This window comes from Ruegeria sp. THAF57 (genome assembly GCF_903914075.1).
GTDB lineage: Bacteria > Pseudomonadota > Alphaproteobacteria > Rhodobacterales > Rhodobacteraceae > Ruegeria.
Window position 1 is genome coordinate 205111 of sequence record NZ_CAIWNQ010000003.1, and the last position, 26505, is coordinate 231615.

Sequence of the window (26505 nt, forward strand, 5' to 3'; positions counted from 1 at the left end):
AACTGCCGAGCGTATTGGCGCAGTTCATGCGCGCGCGTTTGCGGCCTCAAGCGCCTTTGGCAGGGCTGCGGCAAAGGCATCCAGATCGGATGCCTCACCGCAGCTTACCCGAATGCACCTGTTCTGAGGCGCAGCAAAGGGCATTCGAACGAACACACCCTGCGCGACCAGCGTCTCAAGAACCGCTTTGGCAAAGGCTCCGTCCTGCCCGCAATCAATGGCAACGAAATTCGTGGCTGACGGCAAGGGGGTCAGACCATTCTTTGTTGCGATCTGTCTGATCCGGGTGCGGGCCTCAGCGATCTTGTTCTGAATCCGTTTTAACCAGGCGTCGTCTTGCAGCGCTGCCAGCGCCCCAGCTTGTGCTGCGCGGTTCATGCCGAAGTGATTCCGCACCTTGTTGAACGCCGATATCAATCCCGGCGCGCCAATCGCGTATCCGACGCGCGCCCCTGCCATTCCATAAGCCTTTGAAAAGGTGCGCATTCGGATAACGCGGGGATCATCGGCCGCGACCGGGGCTTCGGTCCCTTCCGGTGCGCATTCCACATAAGCCTCATCCAGAACCAGCAGGCACCCGTCAGGCAGATCGTCCAGCGCGGCGACGATATCCTTGCCGGAATGCCAGCTTCCCATAGGGTTGTCGGGATTGGCCAGATAGACCAGCTTGGCATCCGTTTCGGCGGCCAGAGCAAATAGGGCCGCCGGGTCTTCGTGATCGTCGCGGTAAGGAACAGTGTGCAGCGCACCTCCGAAACCTGCCACGTGGTAATTGAAAGTTGGATAGGCACCGTCCGAGGTGACAACAGCGTCGCCGGGTCCGATCAAAAGCCGGACGAGGTAGCCCAAAAGCCCATCAATCCCTTCCCCCACGACGATATTGTCTGCCCCAATGCCATGATGTTCAGCCAATGCGTGGCGCAGGTCATGGTTTTCTGGGTCGCCGTACATCCAGATTTCAGTATTTGCCATCGCCTCGACCGCGCGCGGCGAGGGGCCGAAGACACTTTCGTTCGCGCCAAGCCGAGCAATGAAGGGCGCACCCCGCTGGCGCTCCTGTGTTTCGGGGCCGACAAAGGGCACGGTCGCAGGCAGGGACAGAGCAAGCGGGGTGTAGCGTGGGTCAGTCATATAGGCAGATAAACGTAAGGTCACAGGGCGAGCAACCTTGTGTTGTGCGCGATTGCCACCCACCCTACACAGAATTGTTTAGGGAGGGGTGCAGATGCGCGTTTTGTTGGGGCTGATCCTGATCGGGCTGGCCTATCTGATTTTTTGGCCGGTTGAGGTTGAGCCAGTCGCGTGGGAACCACCACAAGCACCTGAGTTCGTAGGCGAGTTTGTCGAAAACAACGCGCTGGACCAGCTTGAATTGATTGCATTTCCTGATGATGAGCTGGGTCCCGAAGACATCGCCGTATTGCCGGATGGAACCGCTTATACAACCACAGCTTCCGGCGCTCTGTTCCGTATTGACGGCGAAGCCCCCACCAAGGTCGACGAACTTGATGGGCGTCCGTTGGGCCTCAAGGCGGGCCCGGACGGTGCGCTGTATATCGCGGACAGTTTTCGTGGGTTGATGCGTTGGAATGGTCCCGGTTCGTTAGAGTTGCTTACCTCTGAAGTTGACGGGAAGCCCTTGATCTATGCCAACCAATTGGATGTGGCCCGGGACGGGACGGTATATTTCTCCAACTCTTCAGATCGTTTCGACCCCGAAACAATGGGCGGTACCAAACCCACATCCGTGATGACGATCTGGGAGCAATCGGACACCGGGTATGTCGCCAAGTACGCACCCGACGGCAGCACCGAAAAGGTGGCCGATGGGTTCGTCTACACGAACGGTGTTGCGCTGTCTCCGGACGAAGATTTTCTGCTGATCGCGGAAACCGGGCGTGCACGGGTCCATAAACTATGGCTGACCGGTCCAAATGCGGGCGAGCGCGCAGTTCTGATGGACAATTTGCCAGGCTATCCGGACAATATCGAGGCGCAGGGCGACGGCACCTATTGGATGGCGTTCGCGAGCCCGCGCGTGCCGACCGAAGCTTTGATGCCTTATCCGTTCCTGCGCAAGGTGATCTGGCGGCTGGGTCCGATGGTGCGACCTGCACCGATCCATCGCGGAATGCTGATTCAATTCGACGGAGAGGGAAACGTCCTACAAAACCTGCAGGACCCACAGGGCCGACTGGGGATTACAACCGGCGGAAAGATCGTTGGAAACCAGTTCTATGTCATGACGCTGGATTCCCCGTGGTTTGGGCGTATGGCCGTCCAGGGATTGCCCCTACGTTGATCTGGAACTTTGTGGGTGTTGCAGGCATCTTTGCCGAAACTGTAATAGGGAAGTTCACATGTCGCGTGTATCCGTAGAATACAAAGATCACATTGCCCACGTCACTTTGACGCGCGGCGAGAAGATGAACGCGCTGGATGACGCGATGTTCAATGCAATTCTGTCCGCAGGGCAGGAGGTTGCCGCCTCGGACGCGCGTGCGGTTGTTCTGTCGGGGCAGGGCGGAAACTTCTGCGCCGGTCTGGATATGGCCAGCCTTGCGAAATACGCCAATAACAACCCGTCCGAATGGCTGATGACCCGCAGCCATGGGGATGCCAATGATCTTCAGGAACTGGCGCTGACATGGCGCCGCGTTCCGGTCCCGGTGATTTGCGCTATCGAAGGCGTGGCCTATGGCGGCGGTCTTCAGATCGCGCTGGGCGCCGATATTCGTATTGCGCACCCCGACAGCAAACTCGCCGTGCTTGAAATGAAGTGGGGCATTATCCCGGATATGGGCGCGATGTATATGCTGCCGCATCTGGTTGGCAGCGATGTGATCCGCCTTTTGACTTATACCGCCCGGCCAGTTGGGGCGCAGCAGGCGGCGGATTGGGGGCTTGTGACCAAGCTTTCCGACGATCCTTTGACCGAGGCAACGGCAATTGCCGAGGATATCGCGTCCAAAAGTCCGTCGGGCATTCGTGCGGCCAAGCGGGTCATAGATTTCGCCGAAAGCCATAGCCGCGCGGAAACCCTGATGGAGGAATCCGTCGAGCAGGTAGAACTGATCGGAAAACCGGACCAGATGGAGGTTATTGCCGCCCAGATGCAGGGCCGCAAGCCTGTATTCAAGTAACTAGCGCGTAAAGGCGCGCCGTGCATCACGTGCCATGTTGTACCGCATTTCCAGATCGGCGATGCGGGCCATCGCCTGTTTGCGCGCTTGCGGATCGGTAAGGGTGGTGTAGTCCTGGCGCGCTGCGTCCAGATCTTTCTTGATCTTAAACTCTTCGGGCAGCACCCCGGCCTGAGCCATTATTCTGTATCCGGCGGCAGTTGCCGGGTCGCTTTGCGCCTCGCCAGAGCGATCGGGCAGGGGACGGCCTTCGCCTTCAAGCCCTTGCAATTGTCCTTCGGCTTGCGCCTTTTTGATCTGACGCTCAATGAGCTTTCCCAGCGATCCAAACATATCTTTGTTCTACAGTTTACCGGGCCGCGCGGCTAGCGGCTTCGGTTTGTCATCACATAGGCGACGCCGCCAGCCAAAAGGCCCCAAACTGCGGCCCCCAGCCCGAAGACGGAAATACCAGAAGCGGTGATCGCAAAGGTCAGGATTGCAGCTTCGCGTTCGGCAGGCACTTCGAGCGCCGCAAAGGTTGCATTGGCCATCACGCCGATCAGGGCAACGCCGGTCAGCGTGCCCATCAGCAACGGATCGGCATGAACGGCAAACCCTGTAATTGCGACGGCAAACACGCCGAACACGCAATAAAACACACCAGCCATCACAGCGGACCAATAGCGTTGATTTGGATCGGGATGGCTGTCTTCGTTCGAACACATCGCTGCGGTGATCGCAGCAAGGCAGGTTGCTGGCGCACCGAATGACGCGGACAGGACACTTGCGCCACCCACGGCCGAAAACAGGCGCCCTGACACGGGCTGGTAACCAAAGCTGCGCATTACGGCGATGCCGGGGATGTTCTGCGTGGCCATCGTGACGATGAACAACGGAAGTCCGATGCCGATAATGGACGCCACTGAGAATGTGGGCCAAGTCCAGACCGGAGTGGCCACCACCTGTGCCGGCGCAACCGATACACCTTTGGCATTTAGAACGACCACGACGGCCGCCGCGATGACGGCGGCAGGCACAGCGAGCAGCCGGTTGAAACGCCCGGCGACAAACCATGTCAGGATCACGGGAAGCGCCTGCCACGGCAGGTCAACGGCGGCTTTGAAGGGCAGAATGCAAAGCGGCAACAGAACCCCGCCCAACATCGCTTGTGCCAGCGTGGTAGGGATCGCCGCAGCAAGGCGGCCCAGCGGTTTCCACAGCCCGGCCAGAACTGTTAACGCACCTGCGCACAAAAACGCACCCACGGCGTCTGAAAAGCCCGCCACCGGCGTGGCGGACACGGCAAGCAGGGCTGCTCCGGGTGTGGACCATGCAACGCTGATGGGTTGGTGATACCAAAGGCTCAGACCTATGGCCGCCAGACCCATGGCGATAGCCGCCATCATCAACCCCGAGGCTGCTTGGGCCGGTGACGCCCCCATCGCAGTTAAACCCTGAAGGACAATGGGAAATGAGCTGAAGAAGCCGACGATGGCCACAACCAGCCCGGTCGAGACAGTTTGGATCGGAGGGGCTGCGCGCGTCATTTCGGCCTCGGTGGGGTTGCCTCGAACCGTGCTACCAAGCGCGGGGGTGGCGGGGCAACCCCCAGTTGCGCAAAAGAAAACCCCGCCAGTAAGACGGGGTCAGAGTGTTGGGGCGTGAAGACGGATCAGGCGATCTCGGACAGACGGGCCAGTGCCTCATTCAGCTTCGCTTCTTCTTCTTCACGGGCGGCGAGGTTGGCTTTGGCTTCTTCCACAACCTCTTCCGGTGCCGAAGCCACGAATTTGGGGTTGTTCAGTCGCCCGCGCAGACCGCCGAGTTCCTTGGCCAGCTTGCCTTTGGCTTTCTCCAGTCGTTCCTTTTCCGCACCGATGTCGATGATATCGGCCAGCGGCAGGCCGAAGGACGCGCCGGGCGCGGCGATTGAGATCGTGCCTTTGGGCAGTTCATCCGCCGGGGTCAGGCTGTCGATCCGCGCCAGACGCTTGATCAGCGCCTCATTGCGGTCCCATGCGGCTTGGCCATGGGCGTCGATCTCTGTCACCAGCATCGGTACGTACAGCCCCGCCGGAACCCGCATCTGCGCACGGGCCGAGCGGGTGTTTTCGATGACCGAGATTACCCAGTTCATTTCGCGATCTGCATCCGCATCGACCAGTTCGGTGCCATAGGTCGGCCAATCGGCGTGGACGACCATCTTGGCGCGGTCGCCGGTTAGGCCCCAAAGCTCTTCGGTGATAAACGGCATGATCGGGTGCAGCAGGACCAGGCACTGATCCAGAACCCAGCGCATCGTGGCGCGGGTCTCGGCCTGTGCCTCGGCGTCGCCTTGCAGCAGCGGTTTCGACAGCTCCACGTACCAGTCGCAGACCTTGCCCCAGACAAAGGCATAAAGCCCGTTCGCTGCATCGTTGAAGCGGTAACTTTCCAGCGCCGCGTCGATCTCGGCCCGCACGCGGGCGGTTTCGCCGATGATCCAGCGGTTAACGGCCGCTTTGGGTTTCAGGTCGGCCACGTCCAGTTGCGGAACGGCGTCGGTGAAGACCTCGTTCATCTCGGCAAAGCGGACGGCGTTCCATAGCTTGGTGCCGAAGTTGCGATAGCCGGTGATGCGTTCGCGGGACAGTTTCAGCACGCCGCCAATAGCCGCCATCGAGGCGTTGGTAAAGCGCAGCGCGTCCGCGCCGAATTCGTCCACGATCTCCAGCGGGTCGATGACGTTGCCGGTGGTCTTCGACATCTTCTTGCCCTTCTCGTCACGGACGAGCGAGTGCAGGTAGACGGTGTGGAACGGGATTTCGTTCACTACGGCCAGTTGCATCATCATCATCCGGGCCACCCAGAAAAACAGAATATCTGCGCCGGTGATCAGCACGTCGGTAGGGAAATAGCGCTCCAGCTCCTCGGTCTGTTCGGGCCAGCCCAGTGTGCCGATGGGCCAGAGGCCGGATGAGAACCATGTGTCGAGGACGTCGGGGTCGCGCCAGACCGGGTAAACCAACTTGGTCGGGTCTTGTTCAACTGCATACTGAGCAAGGCTTTCCGCGAACCGATGGATCGCTTCGTGCTTGTCAGCAACTTCGATAACTGTCGCGTGGCTTAGAGGGCTTGGAATGTCGGCGTTGTCGTCGAGGAACATTTCGGTGGCAGCTTCAAAGCTGGGTGCACATTCCATAACACTGCCACGGTGCAGCATGCCGCCTTCATTCAGCAGGCGACCCAATTCGACCAGATCAAGGTCTCCGTCATTCTCATCGTCGACAAAGTTTTCGGCGGACAGGTCCAGCCCATACCAAACCGGAATCTGATGCCCCCACCACAGCTGGCGCGAGATGCACCAAGGCTCGATGTTTTCCAGCCAATGGTAATAGGTCTTCTCGCCCGACTCGGGGATGATCTTGACCGTGCCGTTCTTGACCGCATCCAGCGCGGGGCCGACGACCTTTTCAGCGTCCACAAACCACTGGTCGGTGAACATCGGCTCGATGACCACTTTCGAGCGGTCGCCGAAGGGCTGCATGATTGGTTTGCTCTCGACCAGCGGGACGAGTGCCGCCGGATCTTCCTCCTCGCCCAGCTTGGTGCCCAGACGCGAGTCATCCGCGCGGGTCATAACAGCCAGACCGTCGGCGGTGATTTCCTCGACAACTTTCGAGCGCGCTTCGAACCGGTCGAGGCCGCGCAGGTGATCGGGGATCAGGTTGATCGCGTCGATCTCGTTCTCGGTAAAGTCCTTGCCCCGCGCGTAGTCCTGCGCCTTTCCGGCCTCTTCCGCGTAAGGTGCGCCATCTGCCCGCATCGCGCCTTTGGTGTCCATGAGGCGATACATCGGGATGCCGCCGCGCTTGGCGACCATGTTGTCGTTGAAGTCATGCGCACCGGTGATCTTCACCGCGCCCGAGCCGAAATCGGGGTCCGGGTACTCATCGGTGATGATCGGTATCTGACGGCGATGCTCTTTCGGGCCAACCGGGATTTCGCAGAGTTTGCCCACAATTGGTGCGTAACGTTCATCCGATGGATGAACCGCGACCGCGCCATCGCCTAGCATGGTTTCGGGGCGGGTCGTGGCGATCGAGATGTAGTCACGCTCTTCCGTCAGCACGACGTTCCCATCCTCGTCCTTTTCGACATAGGTATAGGTCTCGCCCCCGGCCAGCGGGTATTTGAAGTGCCACATATGGCCCGGCGTTTCGATATTCTCAACTTCCAAATCCGAAATCGCAGTCTCAAAATGCGGGTCCCAATTGACCAGACGTTTGCCGCGATAGATCAGGCCTTTTTCGTACATGTCGACGAAGACCTTGATCACCGCGTCGTGGAAGTTGGCCGAGTTTTCGTGGCCTGTGCGTGGGTCGCGCGGCGCGCCTGCCATGGTGAAGGCGTTGCGTGACCAGTCGCAGGAAGACCCCAGCCGCTTCAACTGTTCGATAATCGTGCCGCCATATTCGCCTTTCCACTCCCAGACCTTGTCAAGAAATGCCTCGCGCCCCAGCTCGGTCCGGCTGGGCTGCTGTGTGGCGGCCAGCATCTTTTCGACTTGCATCTGTGTGGCGATGCCCGCGTGGTCCTGACCGGGCTGCCACAGCGTGTCGAACCCGCGCATCCGGTGCCAGCGGATCAGGATGTCCTGCAGCGTGTTGTTGAACGCATGGCCCACATGCAGCGCGCCGGTCACGTTGGGCGGTGGGATCATGATGGTAAAGCTTTCGTCGCGCGATTTGTTCGCGCCTGCCTTGAAGGCCCCGGCCTCTTCCCAGGTTTTATAGATACGGGCCTCGGCCTCGGCCGCGTTGAATGTCTTTTCCATCGCCATGGGGTGCGTCCTGCGTCATCAATCTTGGGTCAGCGCCTGCAATAGCGAATGCATGCGCCAAGGGGAAGGCCCCCTATGGACATCGTCCCCTCGCAGGCTAGTGTCGCGCGGTAGAGCAGCGGCAGGAGCGTTCCATGGAAAAGTTCGGTAAGAGTCAGCCCGTCAAACGGACTGAGGATCAGCGATTTCTGACCGGGCAGGGGCATTACATGGATGATGTTGTGCCCGAGGGCGCGCTGCACGCTGTTTTCGTGCGCTCTCAGGTGGCGCATGGGGTGATATCCAGTCTGGACCTAGAAGAGGCGCGGTCGGCGGATGGGGTGCGTCTGGTGATGACGTTGGACGATCTGAAGGCCGCAGGGATCGACACCGTAATGAATGCTGCAATCCTAGACAATCGGAACGGATCGAAAGCCGCAGCGCCGGAGCGTCATATGCTGGCCAGTGGCCGTGTACGTTTTGTCGGCGAGCCGATCGCGGTTGTCATTGCCGATACCCCGTCGCAGGCCCGCGACGCAGCCGAGATGATCTGGGTCGAAATCGACGAATTACCCGCAAAGCTGGACGTAGATACGGGCGGAGAGGTTTTGCACGAAGACGCCCCCGATAATCGCGCCTTTGATTGGGGGTTGGGTGATGAGGTCGCGACCGAAGCTGCATTTCAAGCCGCCGCGCATCGGGTTTCGCTGAATGTGGCTGATAACCGGGTCATCATCACCTCAATCGAACCGCGCGGCTGTCAGGCCAACTGGGTCGATGGCCGCCTGCATTTTGCCTATGGCGGGCAGGGGGTCTGGGCGATGCGTGCGCAATTGGCCGAGAAACTGCGATTAGAGCCCGAGGCGATCCGGGTCACCACCCCGGACGTAGGTGGCGGGTTTGGCATGAAGGTGATGCCTTACCCCGAATATTTCTGCACCGCTGTTGCCGCGAAGAAGCTGGGCCAACCCGTCCACTGGATGTCGGACCGGTCCGAGGCGATGCTGGCTGATCATCATGGCCGCGATTTGACCTCGCTTGCGGAACTGGCATTTGACGACGACCATCGGATCATCGCCTATCGCGTGCACAGCAAGGTCAATCTGGGTGCCTATAACAGCCATTTCGGTCAGGCGATCCAGACCAACCTGTTCAGCCGGGTGCTGATGGGGGTCTATGACGTCCAGACCACCTATCTGCGGGTCGAGGGGTTTTTCACCAACACCACGCAGGTCGATGCCTATCGCGGGGCCGGACGACCCGAGGCGATCTATGTCCTTGAGCGTGTCATGGACCGCGCCGCGCGTGAATTGGGCATCGATCCCTGGGAGCTGCGCCACAAGAATTTCATCCGCCCAGAGGCATTTCCATACAAAACTGCGACCGGCGAGACTTACGATGTCGGCGATTTTAATATGATCCTGTCACGCACAGCTAGCCAAACTGCGGGGTTCGACGCGCGCAAGGCGACCGATGCCGAACGCGGCCTGATCCGGGGGCAGGGTCTTTGCTACTATATCGAAAGTATTCTGGGGGACCCTTCCGAGAACGCGAAAGTTGAGTTCTGCGAGGATGGCACCGTGAATCTTTATGTTGGCACCCAATCAAACGGGCAGGGGCATGAAACTGTTTATGCTCAATTTCTGTCTGACCAGACGGGTTTGCCGGTGGACCAGATCAATGTGGTGCAGGGTGACAGCGATCAACTGCCACATGGGGGCGGCACCGGGGGGTCTCGGTCCGTTACGGTGCAAAGCACGGCGACACTGGCGACAATCGACGTCATGCTTGCGGCGTTCACGCCGTATCTGGCGGATAAGATGGGGGTCGAGGAAAGCGACATCAGTTTCGACCACGAAACATTTCGCGCATCAGGGTCGAACCTGACACCAACCCTGATAGAGGCTGCTGACATGGCCCGCGCCGATGGCCGAACCGATCTGTTGCAACATCAGGCGCGCGCCAACCTGGATGCGCGCAGCTATCCCAATGGCGCGCATGTTGCCGAAATCGTTATTGATTCTTACACCGGAGAAACATGGGTCGACCGCTATACAGTCGTCGATGATTTTGGTAACCTTATCAACCCAATGCTGGCCGAAGGGCAAGTGCATGGTGGCGTCGTCCAGGGCATTGGGCAGGCGCTGACCGAGCGTGTTGTTCATGATGCGCAAGGGCAACTGCTCACGGCTTCGTTGATGGACTATGCCTTGCCGCGCGCCGCCGAGATACCCATGATTAAGTTTACGTCGGTGCCGGTTCCGTCAACTTCCAACCCTATGGGGATGAAGGGATGCGGTGAGGCCGGGACGGTGGGCGCGCTGGCTGCTGTTGCAAACGCAGTACAGGACGCGCTCTGGGAACACGGGGTGCGGCAGGCGGATATGCCGTTCACACCCAACAAAGTATGGGAATTGCTAACGCATGGATCTGTCGCGGCTGAGTAGAAAGGTACTGGGATGGCTCGGACGGCCTCTGCGGTCCGAGCACTCGGCCGAGACGCGTCATCGCGAACCGATCAGCCATGTGATTATCCTCGACGGCACCATGTCCACGCTGGAGGCGGGTCGGGAAACCCACGCGGGCCAGACCCTGCGCCTGTGCTGTGAAATGGGCAGCAAGGTCTCGGTTTTTTACGAGTCCGGGGTGCAGTGGGAAAGCTGGAAATCCTCGCTGGACGTGATGATGGGGCGGGGGATCAACCGCCAGATCAGGCGCGCTTATGGCTATCTGGCGTCGCGCTACAAGCCCGGCGACCGTATCTATTTCATCGGCTACTCGCGCGGGGCCTATGGCGTGCGCAGCCTTGCGGGGGTGATCGACCTGATCGGGCTGCTCAAGGCCGAACACTCGACCGAGCGGAATATCAAGCAGGCGTACCGCCATTATGAGTGCAACGCCAATGGCTCGGCTGCGGCCGAATTTCGGCGGGCCTTTTGCCACGAGGATGTGGCGATTGAAATGGTCGGCGTCTGGGATACCGTCAAGGCGCTGGGCCTGCGCCTGCCGCTTCTGTGGCGCTGGGCCGAGGAACGCCACGCCTTCCACAACCACCAGCTTGGACCCGCCACCCGCCACGGCTATCATGCCATGGCACTGGACGAGACCCGCGAGGTGTTCGAGCCGGTATTGTGGAAATGTACTCCTGAGTTCAAAGGCCATGTGGAACAGGTCTGGTTCCGAGGTACCCACGGCGATGTCGGGGGCCAGTTGAACGGGTTTGAAGAGGCCAGACCCCTCAGCAACATTTCCCTCATCTGGATGTTGGACAAGGCCGAGATGCACGGCCTGCCCCTGCCCGAAGGCTGGCGTGAGCGGTTCCCGACCGACACCCACGCGCGCTCGGTGGGAACATGGCGCGGCTGGGGCAAGATTTTCCTGCTGCGCAAGCATCGGAAGGTGGGGCGTGACCGGTCCGAGCGGTTGCACGTCTCGGTCTCGCCGGATGAACTGCCCGGCTGGGTGCCGATGCCGGATTTGCCGTCGCATCCGGCGCAGTGAAAGGCTGAAGGTGGGCCAGGGGTTACAAGATAACTGACGGCGCAATTTCAAGTTCGAACCCATTTTGAAAGATGCTGCGCGACGGGCGAAAGCCCGCTTTGCACGGCATGGACACGGGTAAAGTCGCAAACCTTGCGCGGCTAGGCCAGCGAACGCTCCATGAAGTAGACCTTGTCTTGCCACTTACCCGGGAAGCTTTCTGGTTGCGGCATGGGAACAAAGCCAGCGTCCTCATACATCGCCCGGGCATGTGTCAGAAACGTAGCTGAAGAGAAGAAGACGTGACTGTACCCATCTGCTGTCAACTGCTTGAACATTTCGTTCAGCAGTCTGCGGCCAAGTCCGAGGCCGCGTCCTGCCTGACTTACAAACATTCGATTGAACTCGGCGGTGCCGGGACGGGCTTCACTGTACATGACGCACCCCATCGGTTTGCCATCCACCGATGCAACGATAATTCCGCCTAATGGTCGCTCGTGCAGAGCGGGTAGTTCCTTCAATATGGCCTCGAAACTTTTTGGGTTCATTGGATGATCGTCACCCCTAGGCCAATCGGAGGGGTAGTTTTCCCAGTGCCACTTCAACCATTCTCGGCACAGCATACGTGCCGCCTCAATATCGTCTTCGCAGCTTGCGAGCCGGACAATTATATTGGTCATTGTGGTACCCCGAACAAAGTATAGAAAGCGTGCTGAAACGGGGTGCATGAGTCAATCAGCCGCGAGCCGAAAGCCGCCATTGGCGCAAAAGCTGCGAATTGGCGCATTATCCGCACAGCTGACACTCCGATCTAAGACACCTTCGCAGCTTTCAGTGAAGGTGTTTCCTTTGTCAGAGCTAGTTACGCCTTGCATTGTTTTTTACTATGCAACACTTCCGGTAAGAGGCGTGGCGAAACGCCTGCGCCCCTTTCACATTCCACAATGGAGACTTGGGTTTAGGTTCTCAATTACCGCCGCCGATCCCGGCGCGAGCTCATGGGTTGGAAGGCCACGCCCACATGCGCTTCGCAATAGGGCTTGCCTGCCTCAACCGGCAGGCCGCAGAACCAGAAATCCTCGGTCGCGGGGTCGCCGACGGGCCATTTGCAGGTTTTCTCGGTCAGCTCCATCAACGTCAGCTTCTTGGCCTTCTTCTCGACCTCGTTGACCTTGGCGAGCGCCTCGGGGCTGATCTCATTGGCCGAGGGCTGCGGCGGTAGGGGCTGACCGGCCGGGATGATCTGACGGCGGGCGGGCACAGCAGGCTTGGCTTCGGCCGCCGGAGCAGGCGCAGGGCGCGCAGGTTCGGTCTTGGGCGCGGGCTTGGGCTTGGCCTCGGCCTTTGGTGCTGGTGCCGGTTTTTCCTTGGGCTCGGCCTTGGCTGGGGTCGCGCCAGTTGCGCGGTTCGACAGGCCCAGACGGTGGACCTTGCCGATCACCGCGTTGCGGGTCACGCCACCCAGTTCCTTGGCGATCTGGCTGGCCGACTGGCCCTCGCCCCACATCTTTTTCAGCAGCTCTACACGCTCGTCAGTCCAGGACATCATTTGCCTTTCAAAAGCGGAAAGCGGCCCCGGATTCGGGCCGCCTTGTGAATTCGTCTCGGTCCCTATTTTAATCACTGTGTGCCGAGTTACAAGCAGTTCTCGAATCAGTCGCTGAGTGACGGTGCCGCGCTTCACGCCAGACCAGAATCAGCCCCCCGGTCAGGATGATCGCAGAGCCGATCATGCTGATTCCATCCGGGATCACACCGAACACCGCAAAGTCATAAACTGCGGCAAAGACCAGCGTGGCATAGCTGATGGGCGCCACAAAAGACGCATCGGCGCGCGCCATCCCGTTTACAAAGCACGCCTGCGCGCAGGCCATCAACAGGCCGATCCCAGCCAAGGCCGCCCATTGCTGGGGCGTGGGCCATTGATACACAAAACTCACCGCGACAGAGGCGATGGTCAGCCCCATTGCATTGTTGATCAAAAGGATCTGAATCGGAATTTCGCGTCCAGCGAGTTTCTTGATAAAGATCAGCTCCATTCCGATCACGGCGGCGGCAGTCAGAGCCAGAAGCGCCGCAGGCTGGAAGCTTTCAGGCGTTGGACGCAAAAGGATCAGCGCCCCAGCCAGCGCAACCGCTGCGGCCAGCCAACGCCAAGGGCCAACACCTTCTTTCAGCAAAGGGATGGCCAAAACCATGGCAAAGACCGGGTTCAGAAAGGAAATCGCGGTTGCGTCGGCAATCGGGATGAATGCGACCGAGGCGAACATCAACGTGATTCCCAGCCATCCAAAGCTGGTTCTTCCCAAATGAAGCCCCCAATGCGGACGGGTAAGGCGGGGGCGCAGAACGGCCACTGCGCTGACGATCACCAGAAATGCGAACAGAAAACGGCCATGGCTGATCTGCAACGGATGCAGAGGCGGGCCCAGCACATCCGTTCCCAATGCTTTTGCCAGCAGGGTGGTTCCGGCAAGTAAGGCGCTTGCTGCAACGATCAACAGGGCCGCAAGCGGCGGGTTCTGGCGCGTGGGTGTCATATGCCAGCGGTGCGCTAGCGCGGGGTAAATGGCAAGCGGCAATTGTACGGCTCGTTAAGGAAATCAGACTGCCCCGGGCAATTCGGGGTTTTCAGATGAGTCGAGTACGGCTATACGAGCCGCCATGATCAAACACGCACATATCCTGCGACTCCGACGCCGACGCATTGCCGCGTAATCGGCCCGTTTGATCCTGTGTGCGCTGAGAATCCGCGCACTTCCCACCAAATCAGTTGACTAACATGGCCTTCGTGTATCACTCACGGGGCTCAATTTATCGAAAAGGATGATCCGATGATCCCGTCCGTTCTGCCGACCTATAACCGTGCGCCCCTGACCTTTGTGAAAGGCGAAGGTGCCTGGCTGAGCGAGGCAGATGGCCGACGTTTTCTGGATCTGGGCGCAGGTATCGCGGTAAATGCGCTGGGCCACGCACATCCGGCTTTGGTGAACGCGCTGACCGAACAGGCGCATGCGCTGTGGCATGTCTCGAACCTTTATCACATCCCGCAGCAGCAGGCGCTGGCCGACAAACTGGTCGAGCATACCTTTGCCGATACAGTGTTTTTTACCAATTCCGGCACTGAGTCTTGCGAACTGGCCGTGAAAATGGCGCGCAAGTATTTCTATGACAAGAATCAGCCAGAGCGGGTCGAGATCATCACGTTTGATGGCTCATTCCACGGTCGGTCCTCAGCCGGCATTGCGGCTGCGGGGTCCGAGAAGATGACCAAGGGGTTCGGCCCGCTGCTCCCCGGTTTCGTGCATGTCACCTTTGGCGATCTCGACGGCGTCACCAACGCCATCACCGACAAAACCGCCGCGATCCTGATCGAACCGGTTCAGGGCGAGGGTGGTATACGCCCGGTTCCCGACGCCGAGCTAAAGGCGCTGCGCCAAATCTGCGACGACAACGGCCTTCTTTTGATTCTTGATGAGGTCCAGTGTGGTGTTGGCCGTACCGGGAAACTGTTCGCACATGAATGGGCCGGGATCACCCCAGACATCATGATGGTCGCCAAGGGCATCGGCGGCGGATTTCCCCTTGGCGCAGTTCTGGCAACCGAAAGCGCGGCCAGCGGAATGACTGCGGGAACACATGGCTCGACCTATGGGGGCAACCCGCTGGGCTGTGCGGTGGGCTGTGCCGTGATCGACCAAGTGGCCACACCCGCGTTTCTGGAAGGCGTGAACCGAAAGGCAGGCCTGTTACGGCAAAAGCTCGAAGGTCTGATCGCAGACCACCCCGATGTGTTCGAAGAGGTGCGTGGCACCGGCCTGATGTTGGGTTTGAAATGCAAACCGACCAATATCGACGTGGTGAATGCGGGCTATGACAACGAGGTCATCACCGTCCCAGCCGCCGATAATGTGATCCGCCTACTGCCGCCACTGACCCTGACCGAGGACGACATCGCGCAGGCCGTTATCCGCCTCGAGAAAGCCGCGCAACAGGTTCACGCCAATCTGACCACCGCCTGACTCTTCTTCTGTTCCGAAATACTTCGGGGGTGTGGGGGCTGGCCCCCCCCCGCCGCCAACCAAAAGCGACAAGATATGAACCACTTCCTTGATATTCACAAAACTGATGCCGCTGACCTGCGGAAGATGATTGACCAGGCCGGAGCGATGAAACAGGCCCGCCTCGGTCGACCCAAAGCCGCCCATGATGACGACCAGCCGCTGGCAGGTCGCATGGTTGCGCTGATCTTTGAAAAGCCATCCACCAGAACGCGGGTTTCTTTTGACGTTGGCGTGCGTCAGATGGGCGGTGAAACCATGCTGCTGTCCGGCAAGGACATGCAGCTTGGCCATGGCGAGACGATCGCCGATACTGCCCGTGTCCTGTCGCGCTATGTCGACTTGATCATGATCCGGACGTTCGATGAAACGATCTTGACCGAGATGGCCGAATACTCGGACGTGCCTGTGATCAATGGCCTGACCGACCGCACCCATCCCTGTCAGATCATGGCCGATGTCCTGACCTTCGAAGAACATCGCGGCCCCATCGCGGGTAAAAAAGTGGTCTGGACCGGCGATGGCAATAACGTCTGCGCGTCGTTCCTGCACGCGGCTGGTCAGTTTGGCTTCAACCTGACCTTCACCGGCCCCGCGCAGTTCGACCCGGAGGAAGAGTTCATGGGGTTCGCCCGCCAAAAGGGATCGCAAATCGTGGTCGAGCGCGATCCGTTCAAAGCGGTCGAAGGCGCGGACCTTGTCGTTGCCGATACCTGGGTCTCGATGCACGATTCCCAATCGGCCAAGGAACGGCGTCACAACCTGCTGCGGCCCTATCAGGTCAATGAAGAGTTGATGTCGCACGCCAAGCCGGATGCGCTGTTCATGCATTGCCTGCCAGCACACCGCGAGGAAGAGGCGACATCCGAGGTCATGGACGGTCCGAACTCGGTTATCTTTGATGAGGCGGAAAACCGTCTGCACGCGCAAAAGGCGATCATGCGCTGGTGCCTGGGCGTCTAGCGCCTGCGTATATCCCACACTCGAAGCTTGGCGAGCGTCCAGACGCTCGCCAACAAGACCAGAAGGCAAAGTGCGGTTTTGGACATAACTTCCATCGTGCCTTCGATCAGCATGGCATGAACAACGCTGCCGACGATTGTGATGAAAGCCAACCCCGCGTGCCCAAGTCTCCAGAAGCGAAACCGAAGATGAAGGCGTTGCCGCAGCAAACCCAGAAGGGCCGCCGCGATAGCGGCCCACATTGCTGCGACTCCCCACGCTGAAAACGGGGTGGGTGATACAAACAGCAGGGCATCCAACATGTCAGGGGGGCTGGTGATCCACAATCCGGCCACGTGAATGACAAGGGCACCCACCAGGGCAAGGCCGCATCTGCGGTGCCATCGACGGCTTTGCATGGAAGACAGCCCAGGCAGCCATCGACCTGCCAGCAAGGGTTGAAGCAATAGCAAACTCAGGCTGATAATCCCGGCAAACCCAGCCGCGATGTAGACGGGGCTTCGCCACGCCAGGTAGGGGCTGGTTGCGGCCGCAAGGATGGGAACCAGCAAGACGACCATTAGCGCGGTCCAAACTGCAAAGGATCGCGTCACGTGTCAGGCAGGTTGCAATACGAAATGAGCGGCCAAGGTTTTGTCCCTTGCGCTTGCCATGACCGGACGCAGGAACACGGTTTCGAATTCACCGCTATCATAGGCCAGGTGGCCATGCGGCTGACCAAAGGCGGGTACGATTTGCGGCATTTCCAGCCGGAACTCTCCTTTTTCATCGGTCAGGGTCGCGCCGTGGCTGTGGGGGTCGCGTTCATGCCCTTCGGTTGTATGAGCCCAGATCTGAATACGTTGACCGGGCAGAGGGGCACCGTCTCCCGCGCGCCGGACTGTTCCGGTCATCCAGAACCCACCGCCGCCAATGCGCTGCACGATCGGCGCACCGGGCCGATAATTGTTGGCCCCTCCCCGCATTGACGGGGTAGGTGCAAGGCCATTGGCGCGGGCGGGCAACGGCAGGCCGGATGCAAGGACAGCTCCGCCTGCAGCAATCAAAGAGCGTCGAGTGAGTGAAACACGGGTCATGGGCCCCTCGCTTTCAAAGCCAGTTCGTTTGCCCGCATTATGCCGGGCGCTGTTGCCATGACAGAGTAGCACGAACGAACGATATTTCGAGCCAACAGAGGGAATTGTGAATTGCTTTGACGGCCCGTCCGCCGGGTGCGATCCTTTGTACACGCCCCTCCTGCCGGAAGGCCCTGGCCCATGACCCAGTCCGAGTACGTTTCAGCCGCAGAAGTTGCTGCGTTCCAGCGCGACGGAGCAGTCGTGTTACGCTCAAAATTCTCTGCGTCTTGGCTGCAGACACTGCGCGATGGGATCGGCGCTGACCTGACAGCACCTACTGAAAATTTTACCCGCCACACGAAAGACCCGGATGCGCCAGGTTACTTCGAAGATTTTTGGGCGTGGAACAAAATCCCGCAATTTACGGATTTCGTATTCAACTCGCCCTGCGCCCCGCTTGCGGCGCAGCTGTTGGGCGCGCCGTCGATCAATCTGGTCATGGATAACTGGTTTCTACGTGAGGCCGGGTCGATGTCTCGCCCTCCATTTCATCAGGATCTGTCCTATTTCGATTTCGAAGGAACGATGTGTGTCCTGTGGCTTCCTTTGGAGCCAGTGATCAAGCAGAATGGCATCGCATTCGTGAAAGGATCGCATTTGTGGGACAAGCTGTTCATGCGGGTGCGTTTCGCGGATGGGCATCCCAGTTACGAACCGACCGAGGTGGCCGGCCTCACCTATCACCCTCCGCCAAACGTCAACGCAAATCCCGACGCCTTTGACTTGCTGCAATGGGATATGCAGCTGGGGGATTGTATCTTTTTCGATATGCGAACCCTGCACGGGGGGCTTTCCTCGGTCACGCCAACTGAAACGGTGCGGCGTTTTACACTGCGGATGACAGCCCCAGACGGAGCCATCCGGTACCGAGGGGACTGGGCCAAAGAGGAACGCGCGCAATTCGAAGCGGCGGGGTATCGCGGAGGTGATCGTTTAGACGGCGCGTTCTTTCCCCGGCTTTGGCCGCGACCCACTGGCGAATGAGGATAGGCCGGGAAAGCTCCGCACGATTTGTGTGCGGATTTGCAAATTTATTTCGTAAATTTCGCCCTATATTCTGCATCAGTGAACGAAAATTCTTTGAACGCAAGAGGTGCAGGAATGAGTTGGAATCCCACACATAACCCCGACTGTGTTTCTGAGAATTCAGCCCTTGAAACGCTGATCATACCACGCGCTCGTGATCTGGGCGGGTTCGAAGTGCGCCGCGCTCTGCCGTCGGTAAAACGACAGCTTGTGGGGCCTTTCATCTTCTTCGATCAGATGGGTCCGGCTGAATTTATTACGGATGGTGGTATTGATGTGCGCCCGCATCCTCATATCGGTCTGGGAACCGTCACTTATCTGTATCAGGGTGAATTTGAGCATCGCGACAGCCTTGGCACGCATCAGATGATCTACCCTGGTGAGGTCAATTGGATGGTGGCAGGTCGCGGCGTGACCCATTCTGAGCGAACCAGCGAAGAAACGCGCAGCAAAAGGCACAACCTGTTCGGTATCCAGACCTGGATCGCGCTGCCCGAAGCGCATGAGGACATGGCCCCTGATTTTGAACATCACAAACAAGGTGTGCTGCCCCATATTCAGGATAACGGCGTCAGCGCCAGATTGATCCTCGGGTCGGCATATGGTGAGACCAGTCCCGTTACGATGTTGTCTGAGACCTTTTACCTCGACGTTCAGTTGGATCCGGGTGCCTCGTTTCCCTTGCCAGATGATCATGAGGATCGCGGCGTCTATGTCACCCAAGGCTCTGTCGAGATTGCAGGCGACACGTTCGAGGAAGGCCGGATGATGGTCTTTCGCCCGGGTGATCGCCTGTCGGTCAAGGCTGGTCCGTTGGGCGCGCGCCTGATGCTTCTGGGGGGCGCGACATTGAATGAGGATCGATATATCTGGTGGAATTTCGTGTCCTCTTCGAAAGAAAAGATCGAGACAGCGACCCGCGAATGGAAGACGGCTGACTGGGCAAATGGAGCTTTTCACCTGCCGCCCGGCGACGACCAGGAGTTCATTCCCATCTCGGAAGAATTGGCGCGTACCCGCCCCCGTTTGGCGCGCTAACCGAACGTAAAGGGGTCTTGCCCGCGTCCTGAATCCCGGCAATCCTTGCGCCTAGACGGAGGATGCCATGAAAATCGTGATTGCGGGCGCGGGCAGCATTGGATGTTACTGCGGGGCATTGTTGGCGGATGCCGGACATGACGTAACCTTGTTGGGGCGCGCTTATGTTCTTGATCCAATCCGTGCGCAGGGGCTTAGGGTCAGCGATTTTGCGGACCTGAATCGCCGCGTGCCCGCTGCGAAACTGACCCTGACCCAAACGCCAGAAGGAATGGAAGACGCGGATTTGGTGATCGTGACTGTCAAAACCGGCGCGACGGCAGATATGGCGGCGCAGATCGCGAAACATGCGCCCAAAACGGCCCCTGTACTGTCGTGGCAAAACGGGATGGAAAACGTTCGAACCCTGCGTGCCGCCTTGCCGGACTATGACGTCCGTGCAGGAATGGTGCCTTTCAACGTCGTCCCATCCGGTGCTGGCAGTTTCCACAGGGCGACATCGGGCGAGATTGTAATTCAAAGTGGCCCGGGCGACCTGGGGCGGCTTCTAAGCAACGTTGATATGCCCGTGGTCGAAAGTGACGACATTGACGCCGTGCAATGGGGCAAACTGGTCATCAATCTTAACAACGCGCTGAACGCGCTTTCCGGGCTGACGCTGAAACAGCAACTTCTCGATCGAAACTGGCGTCGCCTGATGGCGGATCAAATGACCGAGGCACTCGCGGTTCTAAAGGCAGCCGGGCTTCCTGTCGCCTCGACCACGCCGTTGCCGGCGTGGATGACGCCGCATATTCTACGTTTGCCGACACCCGTGTTTTCAAGAATAGCTGCGCGGATGGTCAGCATTGACCCCTCGGCGCGCACATCCATGGCCTATGATCTGCTTGCGGGGCGGACGACAGAAATCGACAGCCTGCAGGGGGAAATTGTCCGGCTGGGTGAAACCAGCGGTATTCCTACGCCAATCTGTCGGCGGGTGCGGGCTCTGATCGAACAGAAACCGAAAACAGCAATGGGTCCAGAGCGGATCGTGTCCTAACGCCTTATTGAAAGGCCGTCAGAATCCAGAAAATAACCGCTGACATTGTTGCGGCGGCGGGCACCGTGATGACCCATGCTGCCACGATTGTCATGAAATGGGATCGCCGCACCAGCTTGCGCCGCTTGTGTTCTTCGCGCGCCAAACGGCGTTCCGGCGGTCGCTGATAGTTTGAGGTTTTCCACCGGCGGTCCGAATGCCATTCGCGGTAAAACCCGACCCCGAAGACCCCGCCAACCGCGATATGGGTGGAACTGACGGGCAGGCCCAGCCAACTGGCCACAATCACCGTGATTGCCGCGGACAAGGCGACGCAGAAGGCGCGCATAGGGTTCAGCTTGGTGATCTGGCTGCCGACCATACGGATCAGCTTGGGGCCAAACAGGAACAGGCCGAAGGAAATGCCAAAGGCACCAATCACCATTACCCAGCTTGGGATTGTCACTTTGGACGCGAAATCGCCGAACTCGGCGGCGTGGACAATGGCGGCCAAGGGGCCAACGGCATTCGCCACGTCGTTTGCTCCGTGGGCGAAACTGAGGAATGCGGCGGAGATGACCAGAGGCAGACCAAAAAGCGTCTTGAGGGATTTCGTGCGGTTTTCCAACCCTTCGGACTTGCGGCGAACCCATGGTACCGTAACGGTCCATGCCAACAAACCAGCGGCCGAGCCGATCAGCAGGGCGACTTCAAGGTCCACCTTGACGATCCGCTTTAGACCCTTGACCGCCAGATAGGTCGCAAATGCCCCGGCCATTACGGCGACCAGAATGGGAACCCAGCGCCGTACGGCGGCAATCTTGTCGTCCTGATATTGGATTTTCGCTTTGATCAGCGCCAGAAAACCAGCGGCAATAACGCCCCCCAGTACGGGTGAGATCACCCAGCTTGCGGCAATCGCACTCATCGTACCCCAACTGACAGCACTCAGACCTGCTGCTGCGATGCCAGCCCCCATCACGCCGCCCACGACGGAGTGGGTCGTGGATACTGGTGCGCCGACCCACGTTGCCAGATTGACCCACAATGCCGAGGAAATCAGCGCCGCCATCATCGCCCAGATGAACACATTGCTGTTTTGAACCGAGGCCGGGTCAATAATGCCCTTGGATATTGTCGAAACTACATCCCCACCTGCCAGCAAAGCCCCTGCGCTTTCGGCTATGGCGGCGATAACAATCGCACCGCCCATCGTCAGCGCGTTGGCACCCACGGCAGGGCCCATGTTATTGGCAACGTCGTTGGCACCGATATTGATCGCCATGTACGCTCCGAAAGCCGCTGCCGCGACGACGATCAGCCCTCCGTCGGCCTGACCAAACAAAACGGCTGCGGTTAACCCGGCCAGCGCGATGAATGCCAGCGCGATACCGGGGGCAAGCATGGGGCGTGCGACGTACACATTTGCAGATTCAACGCGTGAAATGCGGTGCAAGTCGCTGTCCAGTGCCTGCCAGCGGGTTTTGGAATTCGAATTCGACATGAGGTTTCATCGGTTTTCTGGATTTGACGCACGCCGCTAAACGGTTTCGCCTGTGCGGGCAACCGCTCTGTCATCAAATTGTAGCGATTTTGTTACAAGTGACGTAGGATCTCGCTGAGTTCAGGCTCCCAAACGCGGTCAGCGGCCGTCTGGGGCGAAACCCACTCGCGCGTGCGCTGACCTACTTCGGGGAAGTCATCCGCCAGTTCCTGAACGTCAACCCGGTACACATTCGTCAATACCGGCTGAGCCGATCCGTCTTTGAGAATTTTGTCGTATGTGTACTGCCCGACAGGGCTGCGGCCAAGCTTCGCTGGCCTTACGCCGGCTTCTTCCCATGCTTCTTGCCGGGCTGTTTCCGCGCCGTCCAAACCGTCCATGGGCCAGCCCTTGGGAATGACCCATCGGCCCGTTTCGCGGCTGGTGATCAACAAAACTTCGGGCCCGTCTTGCGTTTTTCTCAGGCAAAGGGCAGCGAACTGCACCCGGCGGGGGCGCAGGAACAAAGGTCTGGCGACCTCTTCCCAGATATTTCGCAACCATTTTGTCAAAACAGGCTCACTTGAGTGGATGAAACGTATGCGTGTGTCACATAACAACGGAATGGAATATCTTCAATGCACCTATCTTTACCCTGCGTCATCTCGGCACTGATTGCTGCCGAAGGGCTGCAATTTCTAGCGGGAAAGGTGATTATTTGCCGAACAGCGTTCTAGCTGCGCCGTTTCGCCCGCAACGTGGGGTCGGCCTGCGTTGGGTCTTCGGGCCAAGGGTGTTTGGGGTATTGCGCGCGCATGTCCTTGCGCACATCGGCATAGGATCCCGCCCAAAACCCCGGCAGATCGCGCGTGATCTGTATCGGTCGCTGCGCCGGAGACAGCAGGGTGATCTTCAATGCTTCACCCCCGACAATTGGGTGACGCGTGACGCCAAACAATTCCTGCAAACGTACCGAGATTTCGGGGACCGCGCCGCCATAGTCGATGGGAACCTTGCGCCCGAGCGGTGTCTCAAAAGAGCCGGGTGCGCGGCGATCCAATTCTTGTGTCTGTCCCCAATCCAGACGAGAGCGAAGCGCGGGCAGCAGATCGAACCGTTTCCAGTCTTCAGCATTGCGCACTCCCTCAAGCATGGGCAGCAACCAGTCTTCCACTGTGTCCATCAGGCCCTGATTCGAGAAGTCCGGCAGGTCCACCCCTTCGGCCCGAACCAGTTCCACGCGCGCTGCCAGACGCGCGGCTGCCCCGTTCAAAACCAGCCCGAGGTCTCGCACGCCATCCAGCATTGCGTGGGCGACGGCATCGCTTGGGACGTCTTTCCATATTCGGTCATCAAGAGTGATAGCGCCAAACCGTTCTTGCCGCCGGGCGATGACGCGCCGGTCGCGTTTCGACCAATCACACGTTTCGACCCAGTCGATCTGATCCGAAAACAGGTCGCGGATTTCCCGCTCGGTAATTTGGGCGGCCATGCGTACACGCGCTTCTCGCGGATTTCCATCGGTGTCGGTGACCACAAGATACTGGGCGGCTGCCAGCGTATCTTCACCGTCCAGCACGACCCCTTTGCCGCCGGACAGGACATAGCGTGGCACATCACCCTTTCGCCGCTGTCCGATCCTGTCGGGATATGCAAGCGCGGCCATGGATGCGGGGCTTAGGTCCGAACGACTGCCACGGTCGCGCAGCCGCTTGGCCTCGGCCTTGATCCGGTCCACCGCGCCTGTGTTCACCTGCCAGACCCGATTGCGTTGAAAGGCCCGAGTGTCCCGCAACGCTTCAAGCCGCAGCAGAACATCCGCCGGAGCACCTTTAAGTGGGTCACGTTCTGCCATCAGCGCCGCCAGAATTGCTGCATCGGGTCCAGCCTGTACCAGCATGTGCCCAAGGCGCGGATGCAAAGGCAGCGCCGCCAAAGCCCGTCCGTGATCGGTAATCCGGCCGTTGCTGTCGAGCGCGCCCAGCATTTGCAGCAGGTTTCGTGCTTCGGCCATCGCTCCGTCAGGCGGAGGGGTTAGAAAGGCCAGATCGCTGGGCGAAGCACCCCAGAGGGCCAATTCCAATGCCAGTCCGGTCAGGTCGGCGGCTTCGATCTCGGCCGGGGGGTAGGCAGCCAGCGCTCCTTCTTCCCCTTTGGACCAAAGGCGATAGCAAACACCTTTGGCCACCCGCCCGGCGCGACCTGCGCGTTGTGTCGCTTCGGCGCGTGTGACGCGTTCCGTCACGAGACGGGACATGCCCGAGCCGGGGTCGAACCTTGCTCGCCGCGCCTGTCCCATATCGACGACCACACGAATATCGGGGATGGTCAGCGATGTTTCGGCAATTGACGTGGCCAATACCACTTTGCGGCCGCTATCAACCGGAGCGATCGCCTTGCGCTGCTCTGCGAAAGGCATCGACCCAAAAAGCGGCCTGATCGTGCAGTCCTTGGGCAAGCGACGGGTCAACGCGGCCTCGGCGCGGCGGATTTCACCTTCGCCGGGAAGGAAAACCAGCATCCCCCCATCGGTTTCCCGTTCGGCCTGAGTGACCAGATCCACCAATGCGTCCAGCCTTCGCGCCTGTGTCCCCATTGGATGGTCAAGCCAACGCGTTTCAACAGGAAAGCTGCGGCCTTCGGAGGTGACCAGCAGGGCATCCATCAGGCGTCCTACCGGTTCGGCATCCAATGTCGCAGACATGGCCAGAAGGATAAGGTCGTCCCTCAGCGCCCCCGTTACTTCAAGACATAATGCAAGTCCAAGGTCCGCGTTCAGTGATCTTTCGTGAAATTCATCGAAGATAACCGCGCCCACGCCGGGAAGATCGGGCTCGGATTGCAGCATACGCGTCAAAATCCCTTCGGTCACAACCTCGATCCGGGTGGTCTTGGACACTTTTGTTTCGCCACGCACGCGGTATCCGACCGTTTCGCCAGCGCGCTGACCAAGAGTTTCCGCCATGCGTTCAGCGGCTGCGCGCGCCGCCAGCCTGCGTGGCTCAAGCATGACAATCCGACCGTCACACAGCCCGGCATCCAGTATCGCTAACGGCACCCGAGTTGTCTTACCCGCACCCGGAGGGGCCTGAAGCACAGCGCGGCCCGAAGCTTTCAAAGCTTCGATAAGATCGGGAATGGCGTCGTCGATAGGCAGGCGTGTCATGGTGGCTTTATCCGCGAATGGTCCCCCAACGTCCAGTTCTGCCCTGTGGGAACATGGCCAGAGGTGTGCATCAACGGGGATCACGGTTTTCGCAGACGCCAACAGAGGACAGGCCGCAACACCCTAGCGCGAATAGCTGGCCGTGGTTGCATTTCCCGAACCCTATGGTCTGGACAAACACCCCTTTGGGGCGGCAAGTAGACCTGCCGCAGAGGATCGGGGTCAAAATGGAAATAGACGGCCTGGCAGACAGGATTTTGAACGGAGACAGGCGTGCTTTGGCCCGTGCCATTACGCTGGTTGAAAGTGGCCGCGCCGATCATCGGGCGCAGGCGACGGAATTGCTGGCTCAATTGGCAGGGTCAGACAGGCAGGCGCTGCGGATCGGATTGTCAGGGACGCCGGGGGTGGGCAAATCCACCTTTATCGAGAGCTTTGGCATGATGCTGATCGGTATAGGGCTTCGCGTGGCGGTTCTGGCTGTTGATCCCAGCTCTGCCCGATCGGGCGGTTCAATTCTGGGCGACAAAACCCGAATGGAGCGTCTGAGCCGCGAACGCGCCGCCTTTATCCGCCCGTCGCCCAGCCAGTCGCATCTTGGCGGCGTGGCCCGTCGCACACGCGAGGCAATCGCATTGTGCGAAGCGGCTGGGTTTGACGTTGTGCTGATCGAAACCGTGGGTGTTGGCCAATCGGAAACCGTTGTGTCCGAACTGTCCGACCTGTTCCTGTTGCTGCTCGCGCCTGCGGGCGGCGATGAGTTGCAGGGCGTCAAGCGCGGTATCATGGAAATGGCGGATATGATCCTGGTGAACAAGGCGGATGGCGATCTCAAGGCGACAGCCACGCGCACCTGCGCCGACTACGCCGGTGCCTTGCGCCTGCTGCGCAAACGCCCGCAGGACCCCGAAGGGTTTCCCAAGGCCATGACGGTTTCTGCGGTCGAGGAACATGGGTTGGAAGACGCGTGGTCCGAAATTCAGTCCCTGACCCAATGGCGTCGCGACTCGGGTCATTGGGAAAGGAACCGGGCGGTGCAGGCGCAGTATTGGTTCGAGCAGGAAGTGCGTTCGGCGCTTCTGTCGCGGCTGGCAACTGCGCGGGCGCGGGCCGAGATGGAGCGTCTGAGCACCGAAGTTTCACAAGGCCGGATAAGCCCTGCCGCGGCGGCGGAAGAGATGCTTACGACGCTGGCCTGAAGGGGTGACAGGTAAAGTCAAAGA

22 protein-coding genes are annotated in these 26505 nt (G+C 59.5%); 10 read left to right on the top strand and 12 right to left on the bottom strand.

The features are described 5' to 3' along the window. Positions 1-24: 24 nt before the first annotated feature. Entirely contained in the window at positions 25-1131 is a 1107-nt protein-coding gene (locus RUESEDTHA_RS08915; RefSeq protein ID WP_180886868.1) for a pyridoxal phosphate-dependent aminotransferase, read from the bottom strand. A 94-nt stretch (positions 1132-1225) separates the two neighbouring features. Between RUESEDTHA_RS08915 and RUESEDTHA_RS08920 the strand changes: the two genes are divergently transcribed. Both RUESEDTHA_RS08920 and RUESEDTHA_RS08925 read left to right on the top strand, forming a co-directional pair. Further along, positions 1226-2302 carry an SMP-30/gluconolactonase/LRE family protein gene (locus RUESEDTHA_RS08920; protein WP_180886306.1) on the top strand — a complete coding sequence of 359 codons (1077 nt, stop codon included), beginning with the start codon at positions 1226-1228 and terminating at the stop codon, positions 2300-2302. A gap of 58 nt (positions 2303-2360) precedes the next feature. Next, on the top strand, positions 2361-3143 hold the full coding sequence (locus tag RUESEDTHA_RS08925) for a crotonase/enoyl-CoA hydratase family protein (protein ID WP_180886308.1): 783 nt from the start codon (positions 2361-2363) through the stop codon (positions 3141-3143). Here the strand turns inward: RUESEDTHA_RS08925 and RUESEDTHA_RS08930 are convergent, their stop codons facing one another. The 3 genes from RUESEDTHA_RS08930 to RUESEDTHA_RS08940 form a co-directional block, all read right to left on the bottom strand. Beyond that, entirely contained in the window at positions 3144-3476 is a 333-nt protein-coding gene (locus tag RUESEDTHA_RS08930; protein ID WP_171125628.1) for a DUF1992 domain-containing protein, read from the bottom strand. It abuts the gene before it with no gap. A 32-nt stretch (positions 3477-3508) separates the two neighbouring features. Then, positions 3509-4672: a benzoate/H(+) symporter BenE family transporter gene (locus tag RUESEDTHA_RS08935; RefSeq protein ID WP_180886310.1), complete on the bottom strand. Its 1164-nt coding sequence runs from the start codon at positions 4670-4672 to the stop codon at positions 3509-3511. A gap of 125 nt (positions 4673-4797) precedes the next feature. Beyond that, on the bottom strand, positions 4798-7947 hold the full coding sequence (locus RUESEDTHA_RS08940) for a valine--tRNA ligase (protein ID WP_180886312.1): 3150 nt from the start codon (positions 7945-7947) through the stop codon (positions 4798-4800). 134 nt (positions 7948-8081) lie between these two features. On the opposite strand from RUESEDTHA_RS08940, the gene RUESEDTHA_RS08945 reads away from it, so the two are divergent. Then, the gene (locus RUESEDTHA_RS08945; protein WP_180886315.1) at positions 8082-10373 is read left to right on the top strand and encodes a xanthine dehydrogenase family protein molybdopterin-binding subunit; all 2292 of its coding nucleotides are present in this window, start codon (positions 8082-8084) and stop codon (positions 10371-10373) included. Beyond that, positions 10351-11427 carry a DUF2235 domain-containing protein gene (locus RUESEDTHA_RS08950; protein WP_180886318.1) on the top strand — a complete coding sequence of 359 codons (1077 nt, stop codon included), beginning with the start codon at positions 10351-10353 and terminating at the stop codon, positions 11425-11427. The genes RUESEDTHA_RS08945 and RUESEDTHA_RS08950 overlap by 23 nt, the downstream gene beginning before the upstream one ends. A 140-nt stretch (positions 11428-11567) precedes the next feature. Here RUESEDTHA_RS08950 and RUESEDTHA_RS08955 read toward each other — a convergent pair whose 3' ends face one another. The 3 genes from RUESEDTHA_RS08955 to RUESEDTHA_RS08965 all read right to left on the bottom strand — a co-directional run bounded on the left by RUESEDTHA_RS08955 (position 11568) and on the right by RUESEDTHA_RS08965 (position 13946). Beyond that, positions 11568-12086: a GNAT family N-acetyltransferase gene (locus tag RUESEDTHA_RS08955; protein ID WP_180886321.1), complete on the bottom strand. Its 519-nt coding sequence runs from the start codon at positions 12084-12086 to the stop codon at positions 11568-11570. Positions 12087-12376: 290 nt separating this feature from the next. After that, positions 12377-12952: a GcrA family cell cycle regulator gene (locus tag RUESEDTHA_RS08960; RefSeq protein WP_170377923.1), complete on the bottom strand. Its 576-nt coding sequence runs from the start codon at positions 12950-12952 to the stop codon at positions 12377-12379. Positions 12953-13022: 70 nt separating this feature from the next. Further along, positions 13023-13946, bottom strand: coding sequence for a DMT family transporter (locus RUESEDTHA_RS08965; protein ID WP_180886324.1), 924 nt, complete (start codon positions 13944-13946; stop codon positions 13023-13025). 294 nt (positions 13947-14240) lie between these two features. On the opposite strand from RUESEDTHA_RS08965, the gene RUESEDTHA_RS08970 reads away from it, so the two are divergent. Together RUESEDTHA_RS08970 and argF are read left to right on the top strand one after the other, a co-directional pair. Beyond that, the gene (locus RUESEDTHA_RS08970) at positions 14241-15428 is read left to right on the top strand and encodes an aspartate aminotransferase family protein (RefSeq protein ID WP_180886328.1); all 1188 of its coding nucleotides are present in this window, start codon (positions 14241-14243) and stop codon (positions 15426-15428) included. Positions 15429-15503: 75 nt separating this feature from the next. Further along, positions 15504-16430 (top strand): ornithine carbamoyltransferase, encoded by a 927-nt coding sequence (argF, locus tag RUESEDTHA_RS08975; protein WP_171210907.1) that lies wholly within the window; start codon positions 15504-15506, stop codon positions 16428-16430. On the opposite strand, the gene RUESEDTHA_RS08980 is transcribed toward argF, so the two are convergent. Beyond that, positions 16427-16990, bottom strand: coding sequence for a ferric reductase-like transmembrane domain-containing protein (locus RUESEDTHA_RS08980; protein ID WP_180886330.1), 564 nt, complete (start codon positions 16988-16990; stop codon positions 16427-16429). The genes argF and RUESEDTHA_RS08980 overlap by 4 nt on opposite strands. Before the next feature lie 36 nt (positions 16991-17026). Further along, positions 17027-17506 carry a twin-arginine translocation pathway signal gene (locus RUESEDTHA_RS08985; protein WP_180886333.1) on the bottom strand — a complete coding sequence of 160 codons (480 nt, stop codon included), beginning with the start codon at positions 17504-17506 and terminating at the stop codon, positions 17027-17029. Positions 17507-17686: 180 nt separating this feature from the next. Between RUESEDTHA_RS08985 and RUESEDTHA_RS08990 the strand changes: the two genes are divergently transcribed. From RUESEDTHA_RS08990 to RUESEDTHA_RS09000, 3 genes are all read left to right on the top strand, one after another. Further along, complete coding sequence (locus RUESEDTHA_RS08990; RefSeq protein WP_180886335.1) at positions 17687-18532, top strand: phytanoyl-CoA dioxygenase family protein; 846 nt, start codon at positions 17687-17689, stop codon at positions 18530-18532. Positions 18533-18649: 117 nt separating this feature from the next. Beyond that, positions 18650-19612, top strand: a complete 963-nt coding sequence (locus tag RUESEDTHA_RS08995; protein WP_180886339.1) for a pirin family protein — start codon at positions 18650-18652, stop codon at positions 19610-19612. A gap of 67 nt (positions 19613-19679) precedes the next feature. Next, positions 19680-20654 (top strand): 2-dehydropantoate 2-reductase, encoded by a 975-nt coding sequence (locus tag RUESEDTHA_RS09000; protein ID WP_180886342.1) that lies wholly within the window; start codon positions 19680-19682, stop codon positions 20652-20654. Between the two features lie 4 nt (positions 20655-20658). Here the strand turns inward: RUESEDTHA_RS09000 and RUESEDTHA_RS09005 are convergent, their stop codons facing one another. From RUESEDTHA_RS09005 to hrpB, 3 genes are all read right to left on the bottom strand, one after another. After that, the gene (locus tag RUESEDTHA_RS09005) at positions 20659-22137 is read right to left on the bottom strand and encodes an inorganic phosphate transporter (protein WP_180886344.1); all 1479 of its coding nucleotides are present in this window, start codon (positions 22135-22137) and stop codon (positions 20659-20661) included. Positions 22138-22229: 92 nt separating this feature from the next. Beyond that, entirely contained in the window at positions 22230-22688 is a 459-nt protein-coding gene (locus RUESEDTHA_RS09010; RefSeq protein WP_180886346.1) for an NUDIX hydrolase, read from the bottom strand. Between the two features lie 161 nt (positions 22689-22849). Then, positions 22850-25282 (bottom strand): ATP-dependent helicase HrpB, encoded by a 2433-nt coding sequence (hrpB, locus tag RUESEDTHA_RS09015; protein WP_180886348.1) that lies wholly within the window; start codon positions 25280-25282, stop codon positions 22850-22852. A gap of 227 nt (positions 25283-25509) precedes the next feature. On the opposite strand from hrpB, the gene meaB reads away from it, so the two are divergent. Continuing rightward, entirely contained in the window at positions 25510-26481 is a 972-nt protein-coding gene (meaB, locus tag RUESEDTHA_RS09020) for a methylmalonyl Co-A mutase-associated GTPase MeaB (protein ID WP_180886350.1), read from the top strand. Positions 26482-26505: the final 24 nt, after the last annotated feature.

What these genes read in the sequence shown, in the direction of transcription:
- RUESEDTHA_RS08960 (WP_170377923.1), bottom strand. Translation starts at nt 12,952, where the DNA reads ATGTCCTGGACTGACGAGCGTGTAGAGCTGCTGAAAAAGATGTGGGGC.
- RUESEDTHA_RS08980 (WP_180886330.1), bottom strand. Translation starts at nt 16,990, where the DNA reads ATGGTCGTCTTGCTGGTTCCCATCCTTGCGGCCGCAACCAGCCCCTAC.
- meaB (WP_180886350.1), top strand. Translation starts at nt 25,510, where the DNA reads ATGGAAATAGACGGCCTGGCAGACAGGATTTTGAACGGAGACAGGCGT.
- argF (WP_171210907.1), top strand. Translation starts at nt 15,504, where the DNA reads ATGAACCACTTCCTTGATATTCACAAAACTGATGCCGCTGACCTGCGG.
- RUESEDTHA_RS08985 (WP_180886333.1), bottom strand. Translation starts at nt 17,506, where the DNA reads ATGACCCGTGTTTCACTCACTCGACGCTCTTTGATTGCTGCAGGCGGA.
- hrpB (WP_180886348.1), bottom strand. Translation starts at nt 25,282, where the DNA reads ATGACACGCCTGCCTATCGACGACGCCATTCCCGATCTTATCGAAGCT.
- RUESEDTHA_RS08930 (WP_171125628.1), bottom strand. Translation starts at nt 3,476, where the DNA reads ATGTTTGGATCGCTGGGAAAGCTCATTGAGCGTCAGATCAAAAAGGCG.
- RUESEDTHA_RS08920 (WP_180886306.1), top strand. Translation starts at nt 1,226, where the DNA reads ATGCGCGTTTTGTTGGGGCTGATCCTGATCGGGCTGGCCTATCTGATT.
- RUESEDTHA_RS08925 (WP_180886308.1), top strand. Translation starts at nt 2,361, where the DNA reads ATGTCGCGTGTATCCGTAGAATACAAAGATCACATTGCCCACGTCACT.
- RUESEDTHA_RS08950 (WP_180886318.1), top strand. Translation starts at nt 10,351, where the DNA reads ATGGATCTGTCGCGGCTGAGTAGAAAGGTACTGGGATGGCTCGGACGG.
- RUESEDTHA_RS08935 (WP_180886310.1), bottom strand. Translation starts at nt 4,672, where the DNA reads ATGACGCGCGCAGCCCCTCCGATCCAAACTGTCTCGACCGGGCTGGTT.
- RUESEDTHA_RS08965 (WP_180886324.1), bottom strand. Translation starts at nt 13,946, where the DNA reads ATGACACCCACGCGCCAGAACCCGCCGCTTGCGGCCCTGTTGATCGTT.
- RUESEDTHA_RS09005 (WP_180886344.1), bottom strand. Translation starts at nt 22,137, where the DNA reads ATGTCGAATTCGAATTCCAAAACCCGCTGGCAGGCACTGGACAGCGAC.
- RUESEDTHA_RS08970 (WP_180886328.1), top strand. Translation starts at nt 14,241, where the DNA reads ATGATCCCGTCCGTTCTGCCGACCTATAACCGTGCGCCCCTGACCTTT.
- RUESEDTHA_RS08940 (WP_180886312.1), bottom strand. Translation starts at nt 7,947, where the DNA reads ATGGCGATGGAAAAGACATTCAACGCGGCCGAGGCCGAGGCCCGTATC.
- RUESEDTHA_RS08915 (WP_180886868.1), bottom strand. Translation starts at nt 1,131, where the DNA reads ATGACTGACCCACGCTACACCCCGCTTGCTCTGTCCCTGCCTGCGACC.
- RUESEDTHA_RS08955 (WP_180886321.1), bottom strand. Translation starts at nt 12,086, where the DNA reads ATGACCAATATAATTGTCCGGCTCGCAAGCTGCGAAGACGATATTGAG.
- RUESEDTHA_RS09000 (WP_180886342.1), top strand. Translation starts at nt 19,680, where the DNA reads ATGAAAATCGTGATTGCGGGCGCGGGCAGCATTGGATGTTACTGCGGG.
- RUESEDTHA_RS08945 (WP_180886315.1), top strand. Translation starts at nt 8,082, where the DNA reads ATGGAAAAGTTCGGTAAGAGTCAGCCCGTCAAACGGACTGAGGATCAG.
- RUESEDTHA_RS08990 (WP_180886335.1), top strand. Translation starts at nt 17,687, where the DNA reads ATGACCCAGTCCGAGTACGTTTCAGCCGCAGAAGTTGCTGCGTTCCAG.
- RUESEDTHA_RS08995 (WP_180886339.1), top strand. Translation starts at nt 18,650, where the DNA reads ATGAGTTGGAATCCCACACATAACCCCGACTGTGTTTCTGAGAATTCA.